We start from the raw sequence: 17,348 nt of genomic DNA on the forward strand, positions 1-17,348 counted from the left end.
GCCCCGGGTCTGTCCCAAGGCTCGAATCAATCGTACCCCCATTTTCGGTATGGTCAACATGCCTGCTGCTGCGGGGCTTCCGATGATGGCGTGCGTGCGCTGCACTCGACGCTCAGAGCAGCGGCTCCACCGGCAGCCAACGCGCGAGTCGGGCCTGGAAGCGACGCCCCAAGCTGGCCCCGGGCTCCTTTTCAAAGCTCCGGCGGCCGTCGCCCCAGCGCAGGTCGCCATTCTCGAGGCCAACCTCCCAGGCCGCTGCCGGCGAGGTCATCCTCTGGAACAACGCAGTCACTTGTGCGGCGATGACCGGCTCGTCGACCAGCAGGCCCTGCTCGCAGTTCAGCGATACCGAGCGCGGATCGAGGTTGAACGAGCCGACGAAGGCGACCCGGTTATCGATCACCGCCGCCTTGCTGTGCAGGCTGCCGCCTGAGGAGCCGAACAGGCTGATGCCGCTGTCCTCACCGGTGTCGGCGACACGCTCGGGCTTGAGTTCCCACAGCGCGATCCCGCCTTCCAGCAGCGGCTTGCGATAGCGGGAATAGCCACCGTGCACGGCGGCCACGTCGTTGGCCGCCAGCGAGTTGGTCAGGATGCGCACTTCACGCCCGGCTTCGACCTGTTCCAGCAACAGCCTGGCCCCCTCCTTTCCGGGCACGAAGTAAGGCGAGATCAACACCACTTCGCTGGCCGCCTCGTCCACCGCCCGGGTCAGCCCGACCAGCACCGCCGAGGCTTCCATCGGCGAGTCCTTGTGGGTCGCCTTGCCGGGCTCATCGCTGAGCACCTGCCAGCGCGGGGTCCAGTGCATCGGCAGCGCCATGGCGCGCGCGGCGGCAATCGCGTCGTGACCTTCCATCGCCTTGATGTAGGGCGTCTCTCGTGCTTGTGCCTCGTAGGCCTTCAGCTGGCTGCGCAGATCGTCCAGGGCCCCGGTGCTGACCGATTCCGGGCTCAGCGATTCGATCGGCCAGACCTGTTCTGAATTCCAGTACCGGTCGAAGGACGCGCTGAGCTGTTCGACCGCGGGGCCGACGAAGGCCAGGTCGAGGTCGTTGAAGTTGACGTGGTCGCTGGCGTCGAAATACTCGTTGCCGATGTTGCGACCACCGGCGATCGCGAAGCGATTGTCGACGATCCAGCTCTTGTTGTGCATGCGGTGGTTGATGCGCGAGAAGCTGGTGACCGCTTCCATCGCCTTGCCGAAGAGGCCCCGGCGTGAAGCGAACGGATTGAACAGCCGCACGCTGATGTTGGGGTGTGCGGCCAATGCGGCGATGGCGAAGTTCTTGGCCCGCGCGTCCATGTCGTCCAGCAACAACCGCACCCGCACTCCGCGGTCAGCGGCATCGAGCAGTTCCAGGGCAAGCAGCCGGCCGGTCAAGTCGTCGTTCCAGATGTAGTACTGCACGTCGAGGCTGCGCTCGGCCGCACGACCGGACAGGCCGCGCAGGGCGAAGGCTTCGACGCCGTCCGATACCAGATGGAAGCCGGACTGCCCGGGACGGGCATCCAGCGCAGGTTGCACCACCTCATCGAGCCGGGTGTCCTGCCCGGCGGGCAGCGCGGCGACCGCGGGCTCCACTGGCCGTGTCGGCAGCGTCGAGCAACCCAGCAGCACGAACAGCAGCGCAGACACGAACAGCATGCCCGTTCCACTCAAGGCCAGCTTCATCTTCCATCGCATGTCCGCGTCCTCCGGCTCGATTCCGCTGCGAAAACCATGTCGCGGAATCGCGCCCATGATCGTCTTGAACCCGACAAATGCAAACCGTCGCGTGCCTGTCGGCGCCGTGACGACAGGGCTGCCCGCATCAGACCTCGGGCAGCGTCCAGTCGATCGGCGTCTGCCCGCGACGGGCAAGATAATCGTTGGCAGCAGAGAAATGGCGGCAGCCAAGGAAGCCGCGGTGCGCCGACAGCGGCGACGGATGCGGCGCCTTCAGCACCCGGTGCCGGCGCGGGTCGATGACCTTGCCCTTGGCCTGCGCGTAACTGCCCCACAGCAGGAACACCAGCCCCTCGCGCTCGCGGTTGAGCACATCGACCACGTGGTCGGTGAAGCCCTCCCAGCCCTTGCCCTGGTGGCTGCCGGCACGGCCGGCCTCGACGGTGAGCACCGCGTTGAGCAGCAGCACGCCCTGTTCGGCCCAGCGCTGCAGGTAACCATGAGAGGGTGGCTTGAAGCCGACGTCGCTTTGCAGTTCCTTGTAGATGTTGAGCAGCGACGGCGGCACCGGCACGCCGGGCTGCACCGAGAAACACAGCCCATGCGCCTGCCCCGGCCCGTGGTACGGGTCCTGTCCGAGCACGACCACCTTGACCGCATCGAACGGAGTGGCGTCGAACGCTGCAAAGATCTGCGGCCCCGGCGGATAGATCGTCGCCCCGGTCGCCTTGCGCTCACGCAGGAACGCCGACAGCGCCCGCATGTCGTCGCGCAGCAGGTAGTCGCCGACGCGCGCCTTCCAGGACGGTTCGAGCTTGATGTGGTCGGAGTCGGTCATCCGTGGGCTTCGGCTTGGGCTGGAGGCACAGGCTAGCGGGCCATGTCACGAACGTCATCCTCCGGGGAAGACTGGCCGTGCTGCGCGAAACGGCGCCGATACTCGGTAGGCGTCAGCGCTGTAGCCTGCCTGAAATGACGCCGTAGCGTATTGGCCTGGCCAAAACCGCATTGATCCGCAATCTGGTCGATACCCAGGCTGCTCGCTTCCAGCAGTTCCTTGGCCCGACCGATACGTTGCTGCGCCACCCATGCCATCGGCGCAATGCCGAGGGTGCGCTCGAACTGGCGAAACAGGGATCGCTGACTGAGGTTGGATACCCGGGCGAGCCTAGCACCGGTAAGGGGCTCGTGCAGATGATCCAGGACCCAGGCCATGACCCTGGCGAGAGGGCCCTCCGGCAGCGTCTTGGACGCGGGCGGGAAGAACTGCTTCTGGCCACCACTACGTTGCGGAGACATGACCAGGGTCCGGGCCACCTGGTTTCGAACACTGACACCGAAATCCCGGCCCACCACATGCAGGCAAGCGTCAAGGCCGGCCGCGCTGCCGGCAGAAGTGAGAACCGGTCCGTCTTCCACGAACAGCACGTCGGGGCTCAGCACGGTTGACGGAAACAGCGACCGGAACTCGTCCGCATAGCGCCAGTGCGTGGTGGCCTTGCGGCCGTCGAGGAGGTTGCAGTGGCCCAGAAGGAAACTTCCGGTACAGATGGACACGAACCGGGCGCCCGAACGTGCCGCCCGGCTCATCGACTTCCGCAATCGGGCACTGGGTGTCGCACCTGGCGCACGCCATCCGGGGACGACCACGATATCAGCCATCTCCAGCGCCTCCAGCCCTTCGGGTGCCATGACCGGAACCCGGGTGTACTTGGTCAGGACGGGACTGGATTCAGCAACGATCCCGGCGAGATACCACTGCTTGTGGTGCACGGCCTGGAGCGGGCCGAAAACCTCCAGCGCCAGGCCGAACTCGAACAGGCACAGGTCGTCGTAGGCGAGAATCGCCACACGTGGGCGCGAGCGAAGGCTGGCAGGATCTGAAGCATGAATGTCCACAACGGATATTTCGAGCCCGGCGCAAGAAGGGGAACCTGATCGCGACACAAGCAGGAGCCGAGACCATGATCCCGTGGGCCCACCATGCCATATCCAGACCTCTTCGGGGACCAGACGACAGACCCCTCAGGACACACGACCAGCTCAGGCTCCCGGCCAAGGCACCGCCACGGGTTTGGGCGACGCTGCGGAGGTGGCTGCAGAAACGACACGGTACAGCGCTTGGGGATGAATGACTGCAACAAGCCGCCTCCGGCCCGGCCCAACAGCGATTGCCGGTAATTGCCTGTACCGGACCTCAGCCGTTCAAAGCCGCGCCACCCGCAGCTGGAACAGGGTCTTGGTCACCAGCAGGCGCTCCTCGATCGGCTTGAGCACGAGGTCGTTGGCGCCCTGTCTGAGCAGCTTGCTCTGGTTGTCCTTGTTGTCGTCGCCGGTCATCACCAGCACCGGCAGACGGCGTTTGCCGTAGCCGAAGTCGCCGCGCAGGCGCTGCAGCAGGTCCATGCCGCTGAGTTCGCCCTTGAGGTAGACGTCGGTCAGCACCAGGTCGGCGCCGGGGTCGTCGTTGCCGCGGTGGGTTTCGAGGTACTCGAGCGCTTCCTCGACACCAATGAAGTGCATCACACGCAGGCCGTGGCGTTCGAGCATGCGCTTGGTCGCCAGCGCGACGACCTTGCTGTCCTCGACGTAGAGCACGCGCGCGTCCGGGATCGGCTCGGGCTGCACGTAGCCGCGGATGAACGTAGCCAGCGCCTCATGGCCAAGCGACTTGTCGAAGTAGTCGGTCACGTCCTCGGTGAACTGGCGCGACTCCAGGTGCGACTGGGCATCGCCCGAAACGACGATCACCGGCACATAGGCCTGCCCCGCAGCTTCGCGCACGCTGTGGGCAAGCGCGACGCCGTCGCCGTCGGGCAACACCAGCGATGTCGTGACCAGATTGACTGGCGCCGCGGCCAGTGCCTCGCGCGCCTCCTCGATGCTGCCGCAGGCGACCACCTCGACCTGCTCCAGCGCACGGCGCAGGGTGTCGCTGATCAGCTTGCGGACCAGCTTGGAGCCATCGACCACCATTACTCGCGGGGCGTCGGCGGCAAGGTGCCTGAGAGAATGGCTGTCCTGGGTCACTGCATGCGTGCTCATCAAAGGCGGGTTATGTCTCGGTCGGTCGGGTCTGGTGCAGGGTGTGACCGGCTACCAGGCCGGCACCAAGCCAGCCGAGCACGCCGGCGCCAACCACGATCACCGCCGCTTGCGTCAGCGAGAACCCTTGCAGCATGAAGTCGCTGCCGTAGCTGCGCGCCAGTTCCCCCAGCGCCGGTCGCAGCGCCCATTCGGCAGCGGTCAGCACCACCAGCGCCAATGTGCCGGCCAGCACACCGTAACAGGCCCCGAGGTAGAGGAACGGACGGCGGATGAAGCCATCGGTCGCACCGAGCTGCTGCAGCACGCTGATTTCCTCGCGCCGCTGCTGGATGTCCAGGCGCACGGTGTTGCCGACCACCAGCAGCGCGCCGATGCCGAGCAGGGCCGCCAGCACCATGGCCAGGCGGCTGCCGAAGCGCAACCAGCCGTCCAGGCGCTGTCGCCAGACCGCGTCGTGCTGGACGATGTCCGCTTCGGGCAGGGTCCTGAGCGAACCGGCCAACAGCAGCTCGTCGCCTCTCGGACCGACAACCAGCACGCTCGGCAGCGGGTTGTCGCCGACTGCGGCGATGGCCTCATCGAGGCCACTGGCAACACGCAGAGCTTCCAACCCCTGCTCCGGCGTACGCAACTCGACATCGGCAACATCGCCGCGCCCAGCGAGTTCATCGGCCAGTTCACGCGCGCGCGCCACCGTCACCTCCGGCTTCAGGAACACGCTGATCTCGCGCGCTTCCTGCACGTTGCCGGTGAAGCGTTCGATATTGCCCAGCGCCGCCCACAAACCCAGCGGCAGGGCCAGCGCGACCGCCATCACGCCGATGGTCAGCAACGCCGCCCACGGCCGTGCCAGCAACCGGCCGAAGCTCGCGACCAGGCTGAAGACATGATGGTCGAACCAGGCACCGACACGGGATACGCGTGCCCTTTCCCGATGCGTGGCACCCCGTTCCCCTACCCGCTCCCGGTTCGCGTTCATTCGGCCAGATCCTCCGGCGAGATGTCATCGAGGAGGCGGCCATGGTCGAGCACCAGCACGCGTTTCTTCATCCGCTTGACCAGGGCCAGGTCATGGCTGGCAATCATCACGCTGGTGCCGTGTTCGGGCAGCGACTCGAACAGGGTCATGATCTCGGCCGACAGGGTCGGATCGAGATTGCCGGTCGGCTCGTCGGCGACCAGCAGCCGCGGTTCGGCGATGATCGCGCGGGCGATGCCAACGCGCTGCTGCTCACCTGCCGACAGTTGCGCCGGCAGCGCGTTGGCACGGTCACCAAGCCCCACCCGCTCGAGCAGACTGCGCACCCGCTTGCCGATACCGTCACGGCGTTCGCCGCGCAGCACCAGCGGCAGGCCGACGTTGTCGGCAACGCTGCGATCGGCCAGCAGACGATGATCCTGGAACACCACGCCGACCTCGCGCCGGTGCAGGGCGACGCGGCGGCCGCGCACCTTCATCAGATTCTGGTTGCCGAACAACACGGTGCCGCGACTGGGCCGCTCGGACAGGTGGATCAGCCTGAGCAGGGTGCTCTTGCCGGCGCCGGAATGACCGGTGATGAACAACATCTCGCCGGCGCCCACCTCGAAACTGACTTCGCTGAGCGCGTCCTTGCCGCCGCTGTAGCGTTTGCTGACGTTGTCGAAGCGCAGGACGGACATGGGCCGAGGGTCGGGGGATTCAGGTGGAAGGCTACGACCTATTGCCGCTGCCGGCCAGCAGGGCTGCAATCAAACCGCGATGCAGAACCCCCGTCATCCCGGCGAAAGCCGGGATGAACGGCGGCGGACCGCACTCAATGCTGCGAACGCGGTGCGCGGGTGACCAGCGACTTCAGGCCACGGCCGATGCGCGCGAACAGGCCGGGCTTGTCCCCATCGGCGGTCTTCGTCGACAGCTTGGCCGGGCGCACCTTGTTGGCCGGCACCTGGGTCGGACCGTTGCTGTTGCGCTCCGCGCTGGCCGGCACGGCGGCAGCGGCATCCGCGCCCTCGACCCGGCGACCACCGCGACGGCGGCGGCGCTTGCGCGGCTTGTGGGCCTCGCCTTCGGCAGCGGCATTCGCCGGCGCCACGTCGCCCGCCGCCGGCTTCGGCCCGCGTGGCGGACGTGCGGCCTGCCCTCCAGCAGCCTGCTCTCCAGCGGCGCGCGCTCCAGCGACCTGTTCTCCATCGGCACGCCGGCCTTCACCGCTCCCGCGGCGTGGACCGCGCTCGCCGCTGTGCGAACGTCCACCGCGCTCGCCACGTCCGCGGCCCTTGCCACCGCCACGGCGCTCCTCGTCGGCAGCGCGCTGCTCGCGCGCCTCGCGGAAGATCGCGCTGACGCTCTCGCTTTCCTCACCGGCCGGGGTCTCGCGCGGCGCACGCGGCACCGCGATCAGCAGGTCGGGGGTCACCGGTTCGACCGGGATCTTCTGCTCGATGTACGCCTCGATATCCGGCAGGCTCATCGCATAGCGCTCGCAGGCGAAGCTGACGGCGTCGCCCTCGGCGCCCAGGCGCGCGGTGCGGCCGATGCGGTGCACGTAATCCTCGGCATCGAACGGCAGGTCGTAGTTGTAGACGTGGCTGATGCCGTCGATGTGCAGGCCACGGGCGGCGACGTCGGTAGCCACCAGGATATCCAGCTGGCCTTTCTGGAACCGCCCCAGCAGGGACTCGCGTTTCTTCTGCGGCACGTCGCCGGACAGCACGCCGACGCGGTGGCCGGCCTTTTCCAGTGCGCGGGCGACGCGCTCGACGAACACCTTGGTGTTGACGAACACCATCGTGCGCGCCGTCTCGCTGCGCGACAGCAGGCCCAGCAGCAGCGGGATCTTCTCCTCGTCGGCCGGGAAGTACATGCGCTGCCGGACCCGCGCGGCGGTGATGGTCTCGGTCTCGACCACCAGCTTTTCCGGCTCGTTCATGTGCTCGTAGGCCAGCTCCAGCACGCGGTGGCTGAGGGTGGCCGAGAACAGCAGGGTCTGGCGCTCGGTGCGGATCGGCATGCGCCGCAGCAGGAAGCGGATGTCCTTGATGAAGCCGAGGTCGAACATGCGGTCGGCCTCGTCCAGCACACAGGTCTCGCAGGCGTGCAGGCTGACCACCTTGTGCTGCTTGACGTAGTCGATCAGGCGGCCCGGGGTGGCGATGATGATGTCGGCGCCTTCCTGCAGGATCGAACGCTGCTTGTCGTAGTCGACACCGCCGTAGACCAGGGCGAACTTGAGCCCCAGGTCGCTGCCGAACTTGACCGCGTCCTTGTGGATCTGGATCGCCAGCTCGCGGGTCGGCGCCAGGATCAGCGCGCGCGGATCCTCGGGCTTGCGCTCGGCCAGGGCCGGGCGGGTCAGCAGGCGGTTCATCACCGCGACCAGGAAGGCCAGGGTCTTGCCGGTGCCGGTCTGGGCCTGGCCGGCGACGTCGCGGCCGGCCAGGGCGATCGGCAGGGTCATGGCCTGGATCGGGGTACAGCGGGTGAATCCGGCGCCTTCCAGCCCGGCCAGCAGGCTCGGGTGCAGGCCGAAGGACTCGAAGGTGACATCGGTCAGGGGTTTGTCGCTCATTCGGTTCAGGTTTCCACGCGCGGCGCACGTCTTGTCATCGTGTCATCGCGACTTGTCATGGGGCAGTGCTTGCGCGGCTGGCGCCGTCGCAGCAGACTGCCGGGGTCGGCCAGTGGATTCCTGACCGCAGCGTCGGCGGGCCTTGAAGCCGCCGTGAAACGCCCCAGTTTAACCCATGCCGGGCCGATGGCCCGCGGCGCCCCCATTCCGGCCAGCCCCGCACCACAGGAGAGCTTCGTGAGCGAGAAAATCATGCATGTCGGCGATGCCGATTTCGACAACGCCGTGCTGCAATCGTCCGAACCCGTGCTGGTCGACTTCTGGGCCGAATGGTGCGGCCCATGCAAGATGATCGCCCCGGCCTTGGACGAACTGGCCGAGACCTACGATGGCAAGGTCAAGATCGCCAAGGTCAACGTCGACCACAACCGCGCCACCGCGATGAAGTACCACGTCCGCTCGATCCCGATGTTGCTGCTGTTCAAGGACGGCCAGGTCCACGACACCCAGATCGGCGCCGTTGGCAAGGCCCAACTGGCGCAGATGATCGACAAGGCGCTCTGAGCACCTGTTCATCATCGCAACCTGCCCGGCCGCAGCGCGGTCGGGGCAGGCGCCCCCTGGCAAAGGTGAACGAATCAAGGCCCGCTCCGCCCATACCCTTGCGCAGCGGGCCTTGGCGGTGCTAGTTTCAACCTACCCGGCGCTCCCGGACATCCGTCCGAGCCGCCGCACCCTTCTGGAAAACACCAGACCATCACGTCCATGACGCTCCGCTCGCACACTGCGAGCGCTCGCCGCTTAGCGAGGAAATGACGCTTGTCCGATAACACCCCCGACGCCGGCGAAACCGCCGAAAAGCGCGTGCGCAAGCCGCGTGCCACCAAGGCCGCCGCCAGCAAATCCACCGCCACGACCAAGGCCGAGGCCAGCCAGGCCGAGTCGCCGAAGGCCGACGCGCCGAAGCCTGAAGCTCCGAAGCCCGACGCTCCGAAACCGGAAACTCCCAGGCCTGAAGCGCCTGCGGGCGAGCCGACAAGGGCGGCGAAAACCGATGCGCCCGCGGTCGGCGATGCCGCACCGGCGGCTGCCGGTGGCGCGCCAGCCGGCGCACAGGCAGGCAGCGGCAGCGAAGCCTTCCAGCGCGATGGCCGCAACAACAACCGTCGCGAACGCTTCCGCAACCGCCGCGACCGTGATCGCAACCGCGGCCGCGGCCGTGACGGCCTGCCGGATGACGGCGGCCAGGAAGATTTCGTGCCGCGTCCGCACCCGCAGGTGCCCGAAGGCTTCCCGCAGTACTCGCTGGGCGACCTGAAGCGGATGCCGGCACCGAAGCTGCTGGAGATCGCCGAGCAGTTGCAGATCCACGAGGGCGTCGCCCGCGCCCGCAAGCAGGATGTGATCTTCGCCCTGCTCAAGGTCCTGACCCGCCACGGCGAAGGCGTCGCCGCCGACGGCGTGCTGGAAATCCTGCCCGACGGCTATGGCTTCCTGCGCAGCGCCGAGGCCAGCTACCTGGCCGGCCCCGACGACGTCTACATCAGCCCCAGCCAGATCCGCCGCTTCAACCTGCGCACCGGCGACCACCTGTCCGGCCGCATCCGCTGGCCGAAGGACGGCGAGCGCTACTTCGCCCTGTCGGTGGTCGACACCATCAACGGCGAGCCGCTGGAAGCGTCGAAGAACAAGACCCTGTTCGAGAACCTGACCCCGCTGTTCCCGCGCCGCAAGTTCACCCTCGAGCGCGGCGATGGCAGCACCGAGGACATCACCGGCCGCATCCTCGACCTGATGGCGCCACAGGGCAAGGGCCAGCGCGCGCTGATCGTCAGCCCGCCCAAGGCCGGCAAGACCATGCTGATGCAGCAGGTCGCCACCGCCATCACCAGCAACCACCCGGACGTGCACATGATCGTCCTCCTCGTCGACGAGCGTCCCGAGGAAGTGACCGAAATGCAGCGCACCGTGCGCGGTGAAGTCGTCAGCTCGACCTTCGATGAACCCGCCGGCCGCCACGTGCAGGTCGCCGAGATGGTGATCGAGCGCGCCAAGCGCCTGGTCGAGCACAAGAAGGACGTGGTCATCCTGCTCGACTCGATCACCCGCCTCGCCCGTGCCTACAACAACGTGGTGCCGAGCTCGGGCAAGGTGCTGACCGGCGGTGTCGACGCCAACGCCCTGCACCGGCCGAAGCGCTTCTTCGGCGCCGCCCGCAACGTGGAAGAAGGTGGCTCGCTGACCATCATCGCCACCGCGCTGATCGACACCGGCAGCAAGATGGACGAGGTGATCTACGAGGAGTTCAAGGGCACCGGCAACTCCGAGGTGCACCTGGACCGCCGCATCGCCGAGAAGCGCGTCTATCCCGCGATCAACATCAACCGCTCCGGCACCCGCCGCGAGGACCTGCTGATCGAGCCGGAGTTGCTGCAGAAGATCTGGATCCTGCGCAAGCTGCTGCACGGCATGGACGAAATCGGCGCGATGGAGTTCCTGCTCGACAAGATGAAGACCACCAAGAGCAACGACGAGTTCTTCAGTTCGATGAAGCGCTGAGGCGCGCGTCGGACCCAAACAAAACGCCCCGCATCGCGGGGCGTTTTGTTTTGTCTGCGATCAGCTCTCGGGTGAAGCCAATGGCGTAAGCAACTCCGGGCCTCGCTTACCGATCCCGTAGACGCCGCCGGCGACGAGGGTCTCGGGCGGGTCCAGGTGCTCAACACCTTCCCACGGCGCTTCAGCACGAGGTCCAGGGACATAGGAATACCACTCGCCGTACTTCGGGACCCGATGGCCCGGTGCAACGTAGTCGACCGGTACCCGCACCACCCAATAGGGCGAATCGTCCGGCTTCACCGGTGGGTTGAACTGCCAGCGACGCGCGGCGCCAATCGCGTTCTGCGCGAGCGTGTCGCGGAAACGCTGCAACTGACGCTCGTTGGCCACCACCCTCAGATTGACTTGCTCGGGCGCCACATCCAGCACTTCGCCATCACGTGCAACCTTGATGAGCAGGTAGACGGTGCCACCAACGCCTGCCTGAGCCATGTCCACGGGATATCGGGGCGGCGAAAGCCGCTTTGATGTGGGCATGTCATCATCGTCATGCGAACCGAAACCGGCCTTGGCAATACTGATGCGATAGCTGTCCTCGTCCATCTTGCTGGCATGGATGAGAATACTGGTGCGTGCGCGCACCTTCACAGGACTGCCATCGATCTCGACCGGCTTGAATGCCCACGCCGGAACCGACCTGTCCAGCAGCTCCACTACCTCGGGTGGAAGCTTGTCAAATTCGTCCAGCCGATACGCCAGCACCTGCCCTTCCCTGTCGATATCGATCTCGCCGGTGACCAGCATGCTGGCCTCGATCCGGTCGCGGACCGATTTGGGTCCCGGCGGGGCTGCCACGGCCAAGCCGACCACCAACGCCAGTACCGCCACCATGAAAGCCGATACACGCATCATTCCAAATCCTCCATGCTTGGTTGCATCCGCGCCGCCCCGGGGCGTGGTCGGCTGTGACAATATCAGCCCGGCACGCGGTCCGCCATGCCGCGCCATTCCCGCAACAACCCGGTAACGACATGCACGGCCAAGGTCTCGAACTCGCGCTGGTTTTCCTGCTCGCCGCGGTGATCGCGGTGCCGGTGTTCCGGCGCTTCGGGCTGGGGGCGGTGCTCGGCTATCTGGTCGCGGGCGTGGTGCTGGGGCCGTCGGGTCTCAGGGTGATCGCCGATGCAGAACCGGTGCTGACCGCATCGGAGATCGGCGTGGTGATGATGCTGTTCGTGATCGGCCTGGAGCTGTCGTTGCCGCGGCTGAAGGTGATGCGGCGGCCGGTGTTCGGGATCGGTGGGCTGCAGGTGCTGTTGTGCGGGGTGGCGCTGGCCGGGCTGTCGATGCTCGGCGGGCTGGGCACGAAGGCGGCGATCGTGGTCGGCTTCGGCCTGGCGTTGTCGTCGACCGCGGTCGGCCTGCAGTTGCTGGCCGAACGCAAGACCCTGACCGCGCCGCACGGGCGGCTGGGTTTCGCGATCCTGCTGTTCCAGGACCTGGCCGCGATCCCGCTGCTGGCGGCGATACCGCTGCTCGGCGTCGCCGGCGACGAGGCCGGGCCGGGCTGGACCGGGGTGGTGCAGGCGCTGGCCGCGATCGCGATCCTGGTGCTCGGCGGCCGGCTGCTGCTGCGGCACGTGTTCCGCATCGTCGCCCGTTCGCAGATGCCGGAGGTGTTCACCGGCGCGGCGCTGCTGACCGTGCTCGGTTCGGCGTGGCTGATGCAGCACGCCGGGCTGTCGGCGGGCCTGGGCGCATTCATCGCCGGCGTGCTGCTCGCCGATTCGGAGTTCCGCCACGAGCTGGAATCGCAGATCGAGCCGTTCAAGGGGCTGCTGCTGGGCCTGTTCTTCATGGCCGTGGGCATGAGCATCGACCTGGGCCGGGTGCTGTCCGAGCCGGGTCTCATCCTCGCCCTGGTCGCGACGCTGATGTTGCTCAAGTTCGCGCTGATCTACCTGCTCGGAGCAATCCCGGGCGGGCTGGACAAGAAGGAAGCGCTGCGCCTGGGCGCGGTGCTGGCGCTGGGCGGCGAGTTCGCGTTCGTGGTGTTCGCCGAAGCGGTACGCGCGGGCCTGCTCGACCTGGCCATGCGCGACCGCCTGGTCGCCACGGTCGGCGTGTCGATGGCATTGACCCCGCTGCTGGTGATCGCGGTGTCGCGCAAGCTGTCACGCAAGCCGGTGCCGGCGGCCGAGCGCGAGCCCGACCCGATGCCCGACGATGGACGCCCGCAGGTGCTGATCGCCGGCTTCGGCCGCTTCGGCCAGATCGTGGCCCGTGTGCTGGCGATGCACCGCACGCCATTCATCGTGATCGAGCACGATGTCGAGCAGCTGGAATTCTCGCGCCGCTTCGACAACACCATTTATTACGGCGACCCGGGCAAGCCCGACCTGCTGCGCGCGGCCGGTGCCGAGCACGTGCGCGTGTTCGTGGTCGCGATCGACGACCCGGGCGAAAGCCTGCGCGTGGCGCGCTCGATCCGCCACCTGTACCCGCAAGCCAGGGTGCTGGTGCAGGCGCGCGACCGCCGCGTGTCGTGGGAACTGATGGACATCGGCGTCGAACCGGTGCGCGAGCTGTTGCATTCCAGCCTGCACACCGGCGCCCAGGTGCTGATGGCGCTGGGCGTGCCGGAAGCCGCCGCGCGCCAGACCGCAGCCCGTTTCGCCGAGCACGACGAACGCCTGTTGCACGCCCAGCAACCGATCCGCCACGACGAGGACGCGCTGCGCCAGACCGTCAAGGATGCGCGCCGCGAGCTGGAGGAACTGCTCGACGCCGATGCTGGCCAAGGGGTGCTGGGCACGGCTTCAGGCCCGGGTGCAGGCGACCGGTAGGAACCCGACGTCAGTTCCGGTCGCGCAGGAACCGCGCCATCGACACGCTGTTGCTCGCGTCGGGCGGGGCGAATTCGGCGGCGATGTCGACGAAGCCGCGCATCACCGCGATCTCGCGCGGGGTGCGGTTGAGCGAATCGCGCAGATCGGGGTTGGCTCCGGCGCGCAGCAGCCATTGCACCACCGCGGACAGACCATGCAGGGCCGCCAGGTGCAGCGGGCCGAAGCCGCGCGGATCGGCGACATCAAGCTGGGCGTCGTGATCGAGCAGCAGTTCCAGGCCGGCGATCAGGCAGTCCTCGTCGGCCGCGGTGCCGGGCTCGGCACGGGCGCCGAGCAGCAACAGCAGCGGGGTCGCTCCGGCGGCGCTGACATCGACATCACCGTCGGCCAGCAGCAGGGTGTCGAACAGTGCGACCAGTCGCGAGCGGTCGCGGGCGGTAAAGGCGTACATCGCCGCACAGTGCAGCGGCGTGCGGCCCTGGGCATCGACCGCATGGGCATCGGCGCCGGCGGCGAGCAGGCGTCCGGCCATGTCCGGCAGGCCGAGCGCGCAGGCGACCATCAGCACGGTCAGTTCGCCGGGCAGGCGTTGCTCGAGCGCGGCGCCCGCCGCAAGCAGGCAATCGACGATCCCGGAATGGCGCATGCTGACCGCGGCCGACAGCGGGGTGGCACCGGAGTTGGCGGCCCGTTTCGGATCGGCTCCACGTTCAAGCAGCAGCTCGACCAGGGCAGCATGTCCGCCACCGGCCGCGCGCAGCAATGCGCTGCAGCCCTGGCTGTCCATCGCATCGACCGGATGGCCAAGGTCGAGCAGCCGGCGCACCGCATCGACATCGCCAATAATCGCGGCGGCCGGCACATCGGAATCGCGCAACGGGCGCCGTGGCAGTACCCAGCCGCGCCAATCGAGCCAATCGGCCAGATCACGACGGCCCGATGCCAGGGCCACACCGAGCGGGGTCTGGCCATCGGCAGCGAGCAGGTCGGGAGCGGCGCCACACGCGACCAGACGTTTGAGCATGTCCCCGCGGCCGAGCGCCGCGGCCAGATGCAGCGCGCTCATGCCGTGGCTGTCGCGAACGTTGAGGTCGACACCGGTCGTGAGCAGGCGATCGAGCAAGTGTGGCCAGCCCAGCCGCACCGCCAGCGCCAGCGCCGGATCGCCCGCCGGTGAGGCGGCGAACGGATCGGCACCGCGTTCGAGCAGCGCCAGTGCCTGCGCCTCGTCGGCCCGGGCACCGCCCTTGTCGGCCAGGCAGGCCGCCATGAAGCGGGCCAGACCGCCACGGCCGGCAGGGCTCACGCCATGCCGAAGCAGCACATCGATCTGCGGCCACGCGGACGGACCGCGGCCCAGCCAGTCGAACAGGACGGTATCGCCATTGGCGTTGCGCACATCGGCAGTGGCGCCATGGCGCAACAGCCATTCGACCTGGGCGACAGGTGGCAATGATTCGGCATGCAGCATCCGGCCCAGCTCGGCGGCCGGCACCAGCTTGGCCATTGGCCCGGCAGCGTGTTCGCGGCCCTCTGCGAGGGCTTCGCGCAGCAGTTCGACCGGCGGTCGGTCGGGCAACGGTGCATCGATGCTGGCATCCAACTCGTCATCGGACAGGTCGCCGCCGACACTGATCGGCAACGCATAGCCGGCATCGAGCGCGGCCACCAGCGCCCAACGCCCGATCTGGGCCGCCCGATCGACCGCGCGCTGGCCTTCGCTGTCGCGGTGCTCGGGCGGCACGCCGAGCGCGAGCAGGCGCTGGATCAGTGCCGGCGTCGTCGCTTCGGCCATGCAGGCCAGTTGCAGCGCGTTGCGGCCGGCGGCATCGAGCGCGTTGGCCTCGTCGGCGCCCTCGTCGGGCAGGTGGGCGAGCAGTTGTTCGAGTATCGAAGGACGGCCGGCACGGGCGGCTTCGAGTACCGCGTTGTGGCCCTGCGCGTCGACGGCGGCCGGGTCGGCACCGGCCGCCAGCAGCACGCTGACGATATCCGCATGGCCGGCCAGCACTGCTTCGTGCAGGGCGGTGCGGCTGCGCCCATCGGTGGCATCGACGCGCGCCTTCTGCTTGAGCAGCAGCTGCACGCCGGCCGGATCGTCCTCATCGCCGCCAGCGGCATCGAGCAGGGCCGGGCGTCCGCCCTGTGGATGCGGGCGGGCACCACGCTCGAGCAGGAACCGCGCCAGCCGCCAGTTGCCGCAGGCGCAGGCCACGCCGAGCGGCGACTGACCATCGTCATTGAGCGCGTCGATATCGGCGGCGGCATCACGCAGCAGCGCCGCCACGCCAGGATCGGAGCTGCGCGCGGCGTGGTGCAGCGGGGTGTTGCCTTCGCTGTCGCGAACGCGCGGGTCGGCGCCGTTGGCGAGGAGGGTCATCACCGCGTCGGGACGGCCATGCCAGCTGTCGCGGGTGGCGGCGATCAACGGCGTCATGCCGCCATGGGATTCGTTGAGATCGACCCCTGCCGCGATCAGCCGCCGCAGCAGGCGCAGGTCGGGCAGCACCGCGGCCAGCACGGCCAGGCTGCGCCGGTCGCGCTCGTTTTCGGACGGCGGCGCGTGCGGGTCGGCGCCGGCCTCGATCAGTTCCAGTGCGCGCTCGACCCGGCCGGAACGGGCGGCGGCATGCAGGGCCGGCTCCAACGGCTCGCCATCGGCCACGGCCGGTTCCACCGCCACGGCCGCATCGGGACCGTCATCGACGACTCCTTCGACCGGCAGGCCGCCGATCACCAGCACCGGCTCTGGATCGCGCAGGCTCTGCAGCACGAAGTGCAGCAACGGCGAACCCAGAGTCAGCGCCAGTACTGCCATCACGCGCAGGCCGCCGGAGAGCAGTCCCGGCCAGGCCAGCAGCAGCACCAGCAGCAGCGGCACCAGCACCACGCCCGCCGCGGCCAGCCCGCGCCAGGCGCCGGGCTCGCAATCGCCGAGTGTCCGCCAGGCCGCCGCAAGCGAGCCGCCACGGTGCTCGATCCGGTGCCAGAGTGGCCAGGTCCGCCACAACGCGATCAGCACCAGGCCGATGACCGCGCTCACGCCCAATGCCGATGACAACGAACCCTGCGCCACCAGTGTCGACATCGGCCATGCCAGCAGCAATGCCAAACCCGTCCCCGCCGCGGTCCACAGGCCAAGCAGGGCGAGACCGTCGCCGCGCCAGTCCAGTCGTGGCGCGCTGGCGCGTGCGCGCCAGCGCCGCACCGCCAGCGCGAACGCCGGCTGTGCCAGCACCCCGCCCAGCGCCGCAGCCACCGTGCCAAGCCCGGTCAGGCTGGCCAGCACCAGGCCGGCGACAGTGCACAGCACAAGCCACTTGTCGAAAGCGACGCCGCCCGTGCGACCGGCGACCGATGGTGTGGAAGCTCCGGAACGCACCTGCTCAGGCATCGGTACCCCAATCCTCGGTCATCGGATCGGCTGCGGTGGGCGGGAACTGCAGATGGAAACCGCGCGTGGCCAGGTTCTCTCGAACCACGGCCGGATCCTCCTGGGCCAGTTTGCGCTCCGGGGTCAGCACCACTTCCAGCACGTAGGCCAACTGGCCGAGCTGGCCGCGCAACGGTTCGGGCAGGCGGGCGAAATCGTCGCGCGCGGCCAGATATATATAGGTGTCGGCTTTGCGCAGACTTTTGTAGACGTAGGCTTGCATCGGTCGCTGCGGCGGC

The 17,348-nt window shown here is 68.2% G+C and carries 12 protein-coding genes and 1 pseudogene; 3 read left to right on the top strand and 10 right to left on the bottom strand.

Translation table 11 applies throughout. The features are described from left to right. Positions 1–112 precede the first annotated feature (112 nt). The 7 genes from FKV23_RS15400 to rhlB form a co-directional block, all read right to left on the bottom strand. Positions 113–1,687 (bottom strand): phospholipase D family protein, encoded by a 1,575-nt coding sequence (locus tag FKV23_RS15400; protein ID WP_167285308.1) that lies wholly within the window; start codon positions 1,685–1,687, stop codon positions 113–115. Positions 1,688–1,814: 127 nt separating this feature from the next. Further along, on the bottom strand, positions 1,815–2,507 hold the full coding sequence (gene ung, locus FKV23_RS15405; protein ID WP_141624652.1) for a uracil-DNA glycosylase: 693 nt from the start codon (positions 2,505–2,507) through the stop codon (positions 1,815–1,817). Between the two features lie 32 nt (positions 2,508–2,539). Beyond that, positions 2,540–3,520 (bottom strand): helix-turn-helix domain-containing protein, encoded by a 981-nt coding sequence (locus FKV23_RS15410; protein ID WP_141624653.1) that lies wholly within the window; start codon positions 3,518–3,520, stop codon positions 2,540–2,542. A 354-nt stretch (positions 3,521–3,874) separates the two neighbouring features. After that, the gene (locus FKV23_RS15415) at positions 3,875–4,714 is read right to left on the bottom strand and encodes a response regulator (RefSeq protein ID WP_141624654.1); all 840 of its coding nucleotides are present in this window, start codon (positions 4,712–4,714) and stop codon (positions 3,875–3,877) included. A 10-nt stretch (positions 4,715–4,724) separates the two neighbouring features. Next, positions 4,725–5,696, bottom strand: a complete 972-nt coding sequence (ftsX, locus tag FKV23_RS15420) for a permease-like cell division protein FtsX (RefSeq protein WP_141624655.1) — start codon at positions 5,694–5,696, stop codon at positions 4,725–4,727. Beyond that, positions 5,693–6,379, bottom strand: coding sequence for a cell division ATP-binding protein FtsE (ftsE, locus tag FKV23_RS15425; protein ID WP_141624656.1), 687 nt, complete (start codon positions 6,377–6,379; stop codon positions 5,693–5,695). The genes ftsX and ftsE overlap by 4 nt, the downstream gene beginning before the upstream one ends. A 134-nt stretch (positions 6,380–6,513) precedes the next feature. Then, positions 6,514–8,268, bottom strand: coding sequence for an ATP-dependent RNA helicase RhlB (gene rhlB, locus FKV23_RS15430; RefSeq protein ID WP_141624657.1), 1,755 nt, complete (start codon positions 8,266–8,268; stop codon positions 6,514–6,516). A gap of 237 nt (positions 8,269–8,505) precedes the next feature. Here rhlB and trxA point away from each other — a divergent pair, with 237 nt between their 5' ends. Both trxA and rho read left to right on the top strand, forming a co-directional pair. Further along, positions 8,506–8,832 (top strand): thioredoxin TrxA, encoded by a 327-nt coding sequence (trxA, locus tag FKV23_RS15435; RefSeq protein WP_141624658.1) that lies wholly within the window; start codon positions 8,506–8,508, stop codon positions 8,830–8,832. Positions 8,833–9,423: 591 nt separating this feature from the next. Further along, positions 9,424–10,827: pseudogene (gene rho / locus FKV23_RS15440) on the top strand (transcription termination factor Rho); the annotation flags it as partial. 60 nt (positions 10,828–10,887) lie between these two features. Here rho and FKV23_RS15445 read toward each other — a convergent pair. Continuing rightward, positions 10,888–11,739, bottom strand: a complete 852-nt coding sequence (locus tag FKV23_RS15445) for an energy transducer TonB (RefSeq protein WP_141624660.1) — start codon at positions 11,737–11,739, stop codon at positions 10,888–10,890. A 119-nt stretch (positions 11,740–11,858) separates the two neighbouring features. Between FKV23_RS15445 and FKV23_RS15450 the strand changes: the two genes are divergently transcribed. Continuing rightward, entirely contained in the window at positions 11,859–13,673 is a 1,815-nt protein-coding gene (locus FKV23_RS15450) for a monovalent cation:proton antiporter-2 (CPA2) family protein (RefSeq protein ID WP_141624661.1), read from the top strand. A 10-nt stretch (positions 13,674–13,683) separates the two neighbouring features. Here FKV23_RS15450 and FKV23_RS15455 read toward each other — a convergent pair whose 3' ends face one another. Both FKV23_RS15455 and FKV23_RS15460 read right to left on the bottom strand, forming a co-directional pair. After that, a complete protein-coding gene (locus FKV23_RS15455; RefSeq protein ID WP_141624662.1) occupies positions 13,684–17,070 on the bottom strand; it encodes an ankyrin repeat domain-containing protein in 3,387 nt (1,128 codons plus the stop codon). Further along, the gene (locus FKV23_RS15460; protein ID WP_141624663.1) at positions 17,063–17,332 is read right to left on the bottom strand and encodes a YcgL domain-containing protein; all 270 of its coding nucleotides are present in this window, start codon (positions 17,330–17,332) and stop codon (positions 17,063–17,065) included. The genes FKV23_RS15455 and FKV23_RS15460 overlap by 8 nt, the downstream gene beginning before the upstream one ends. Positions 17,333–17,348 lie beyond the last annotated feature (16 nt).

Source organism: Lysobacter alkalisoli (assembly GCF_006547045.1).
GTDB classification, from domain to species: Bacteria; Pseudomonadota; Gammaproteobacteria; order Xanthomonadales; family Xanthomonadaceae; genus Marilutibacter; species Marilutibacter alkalisoli.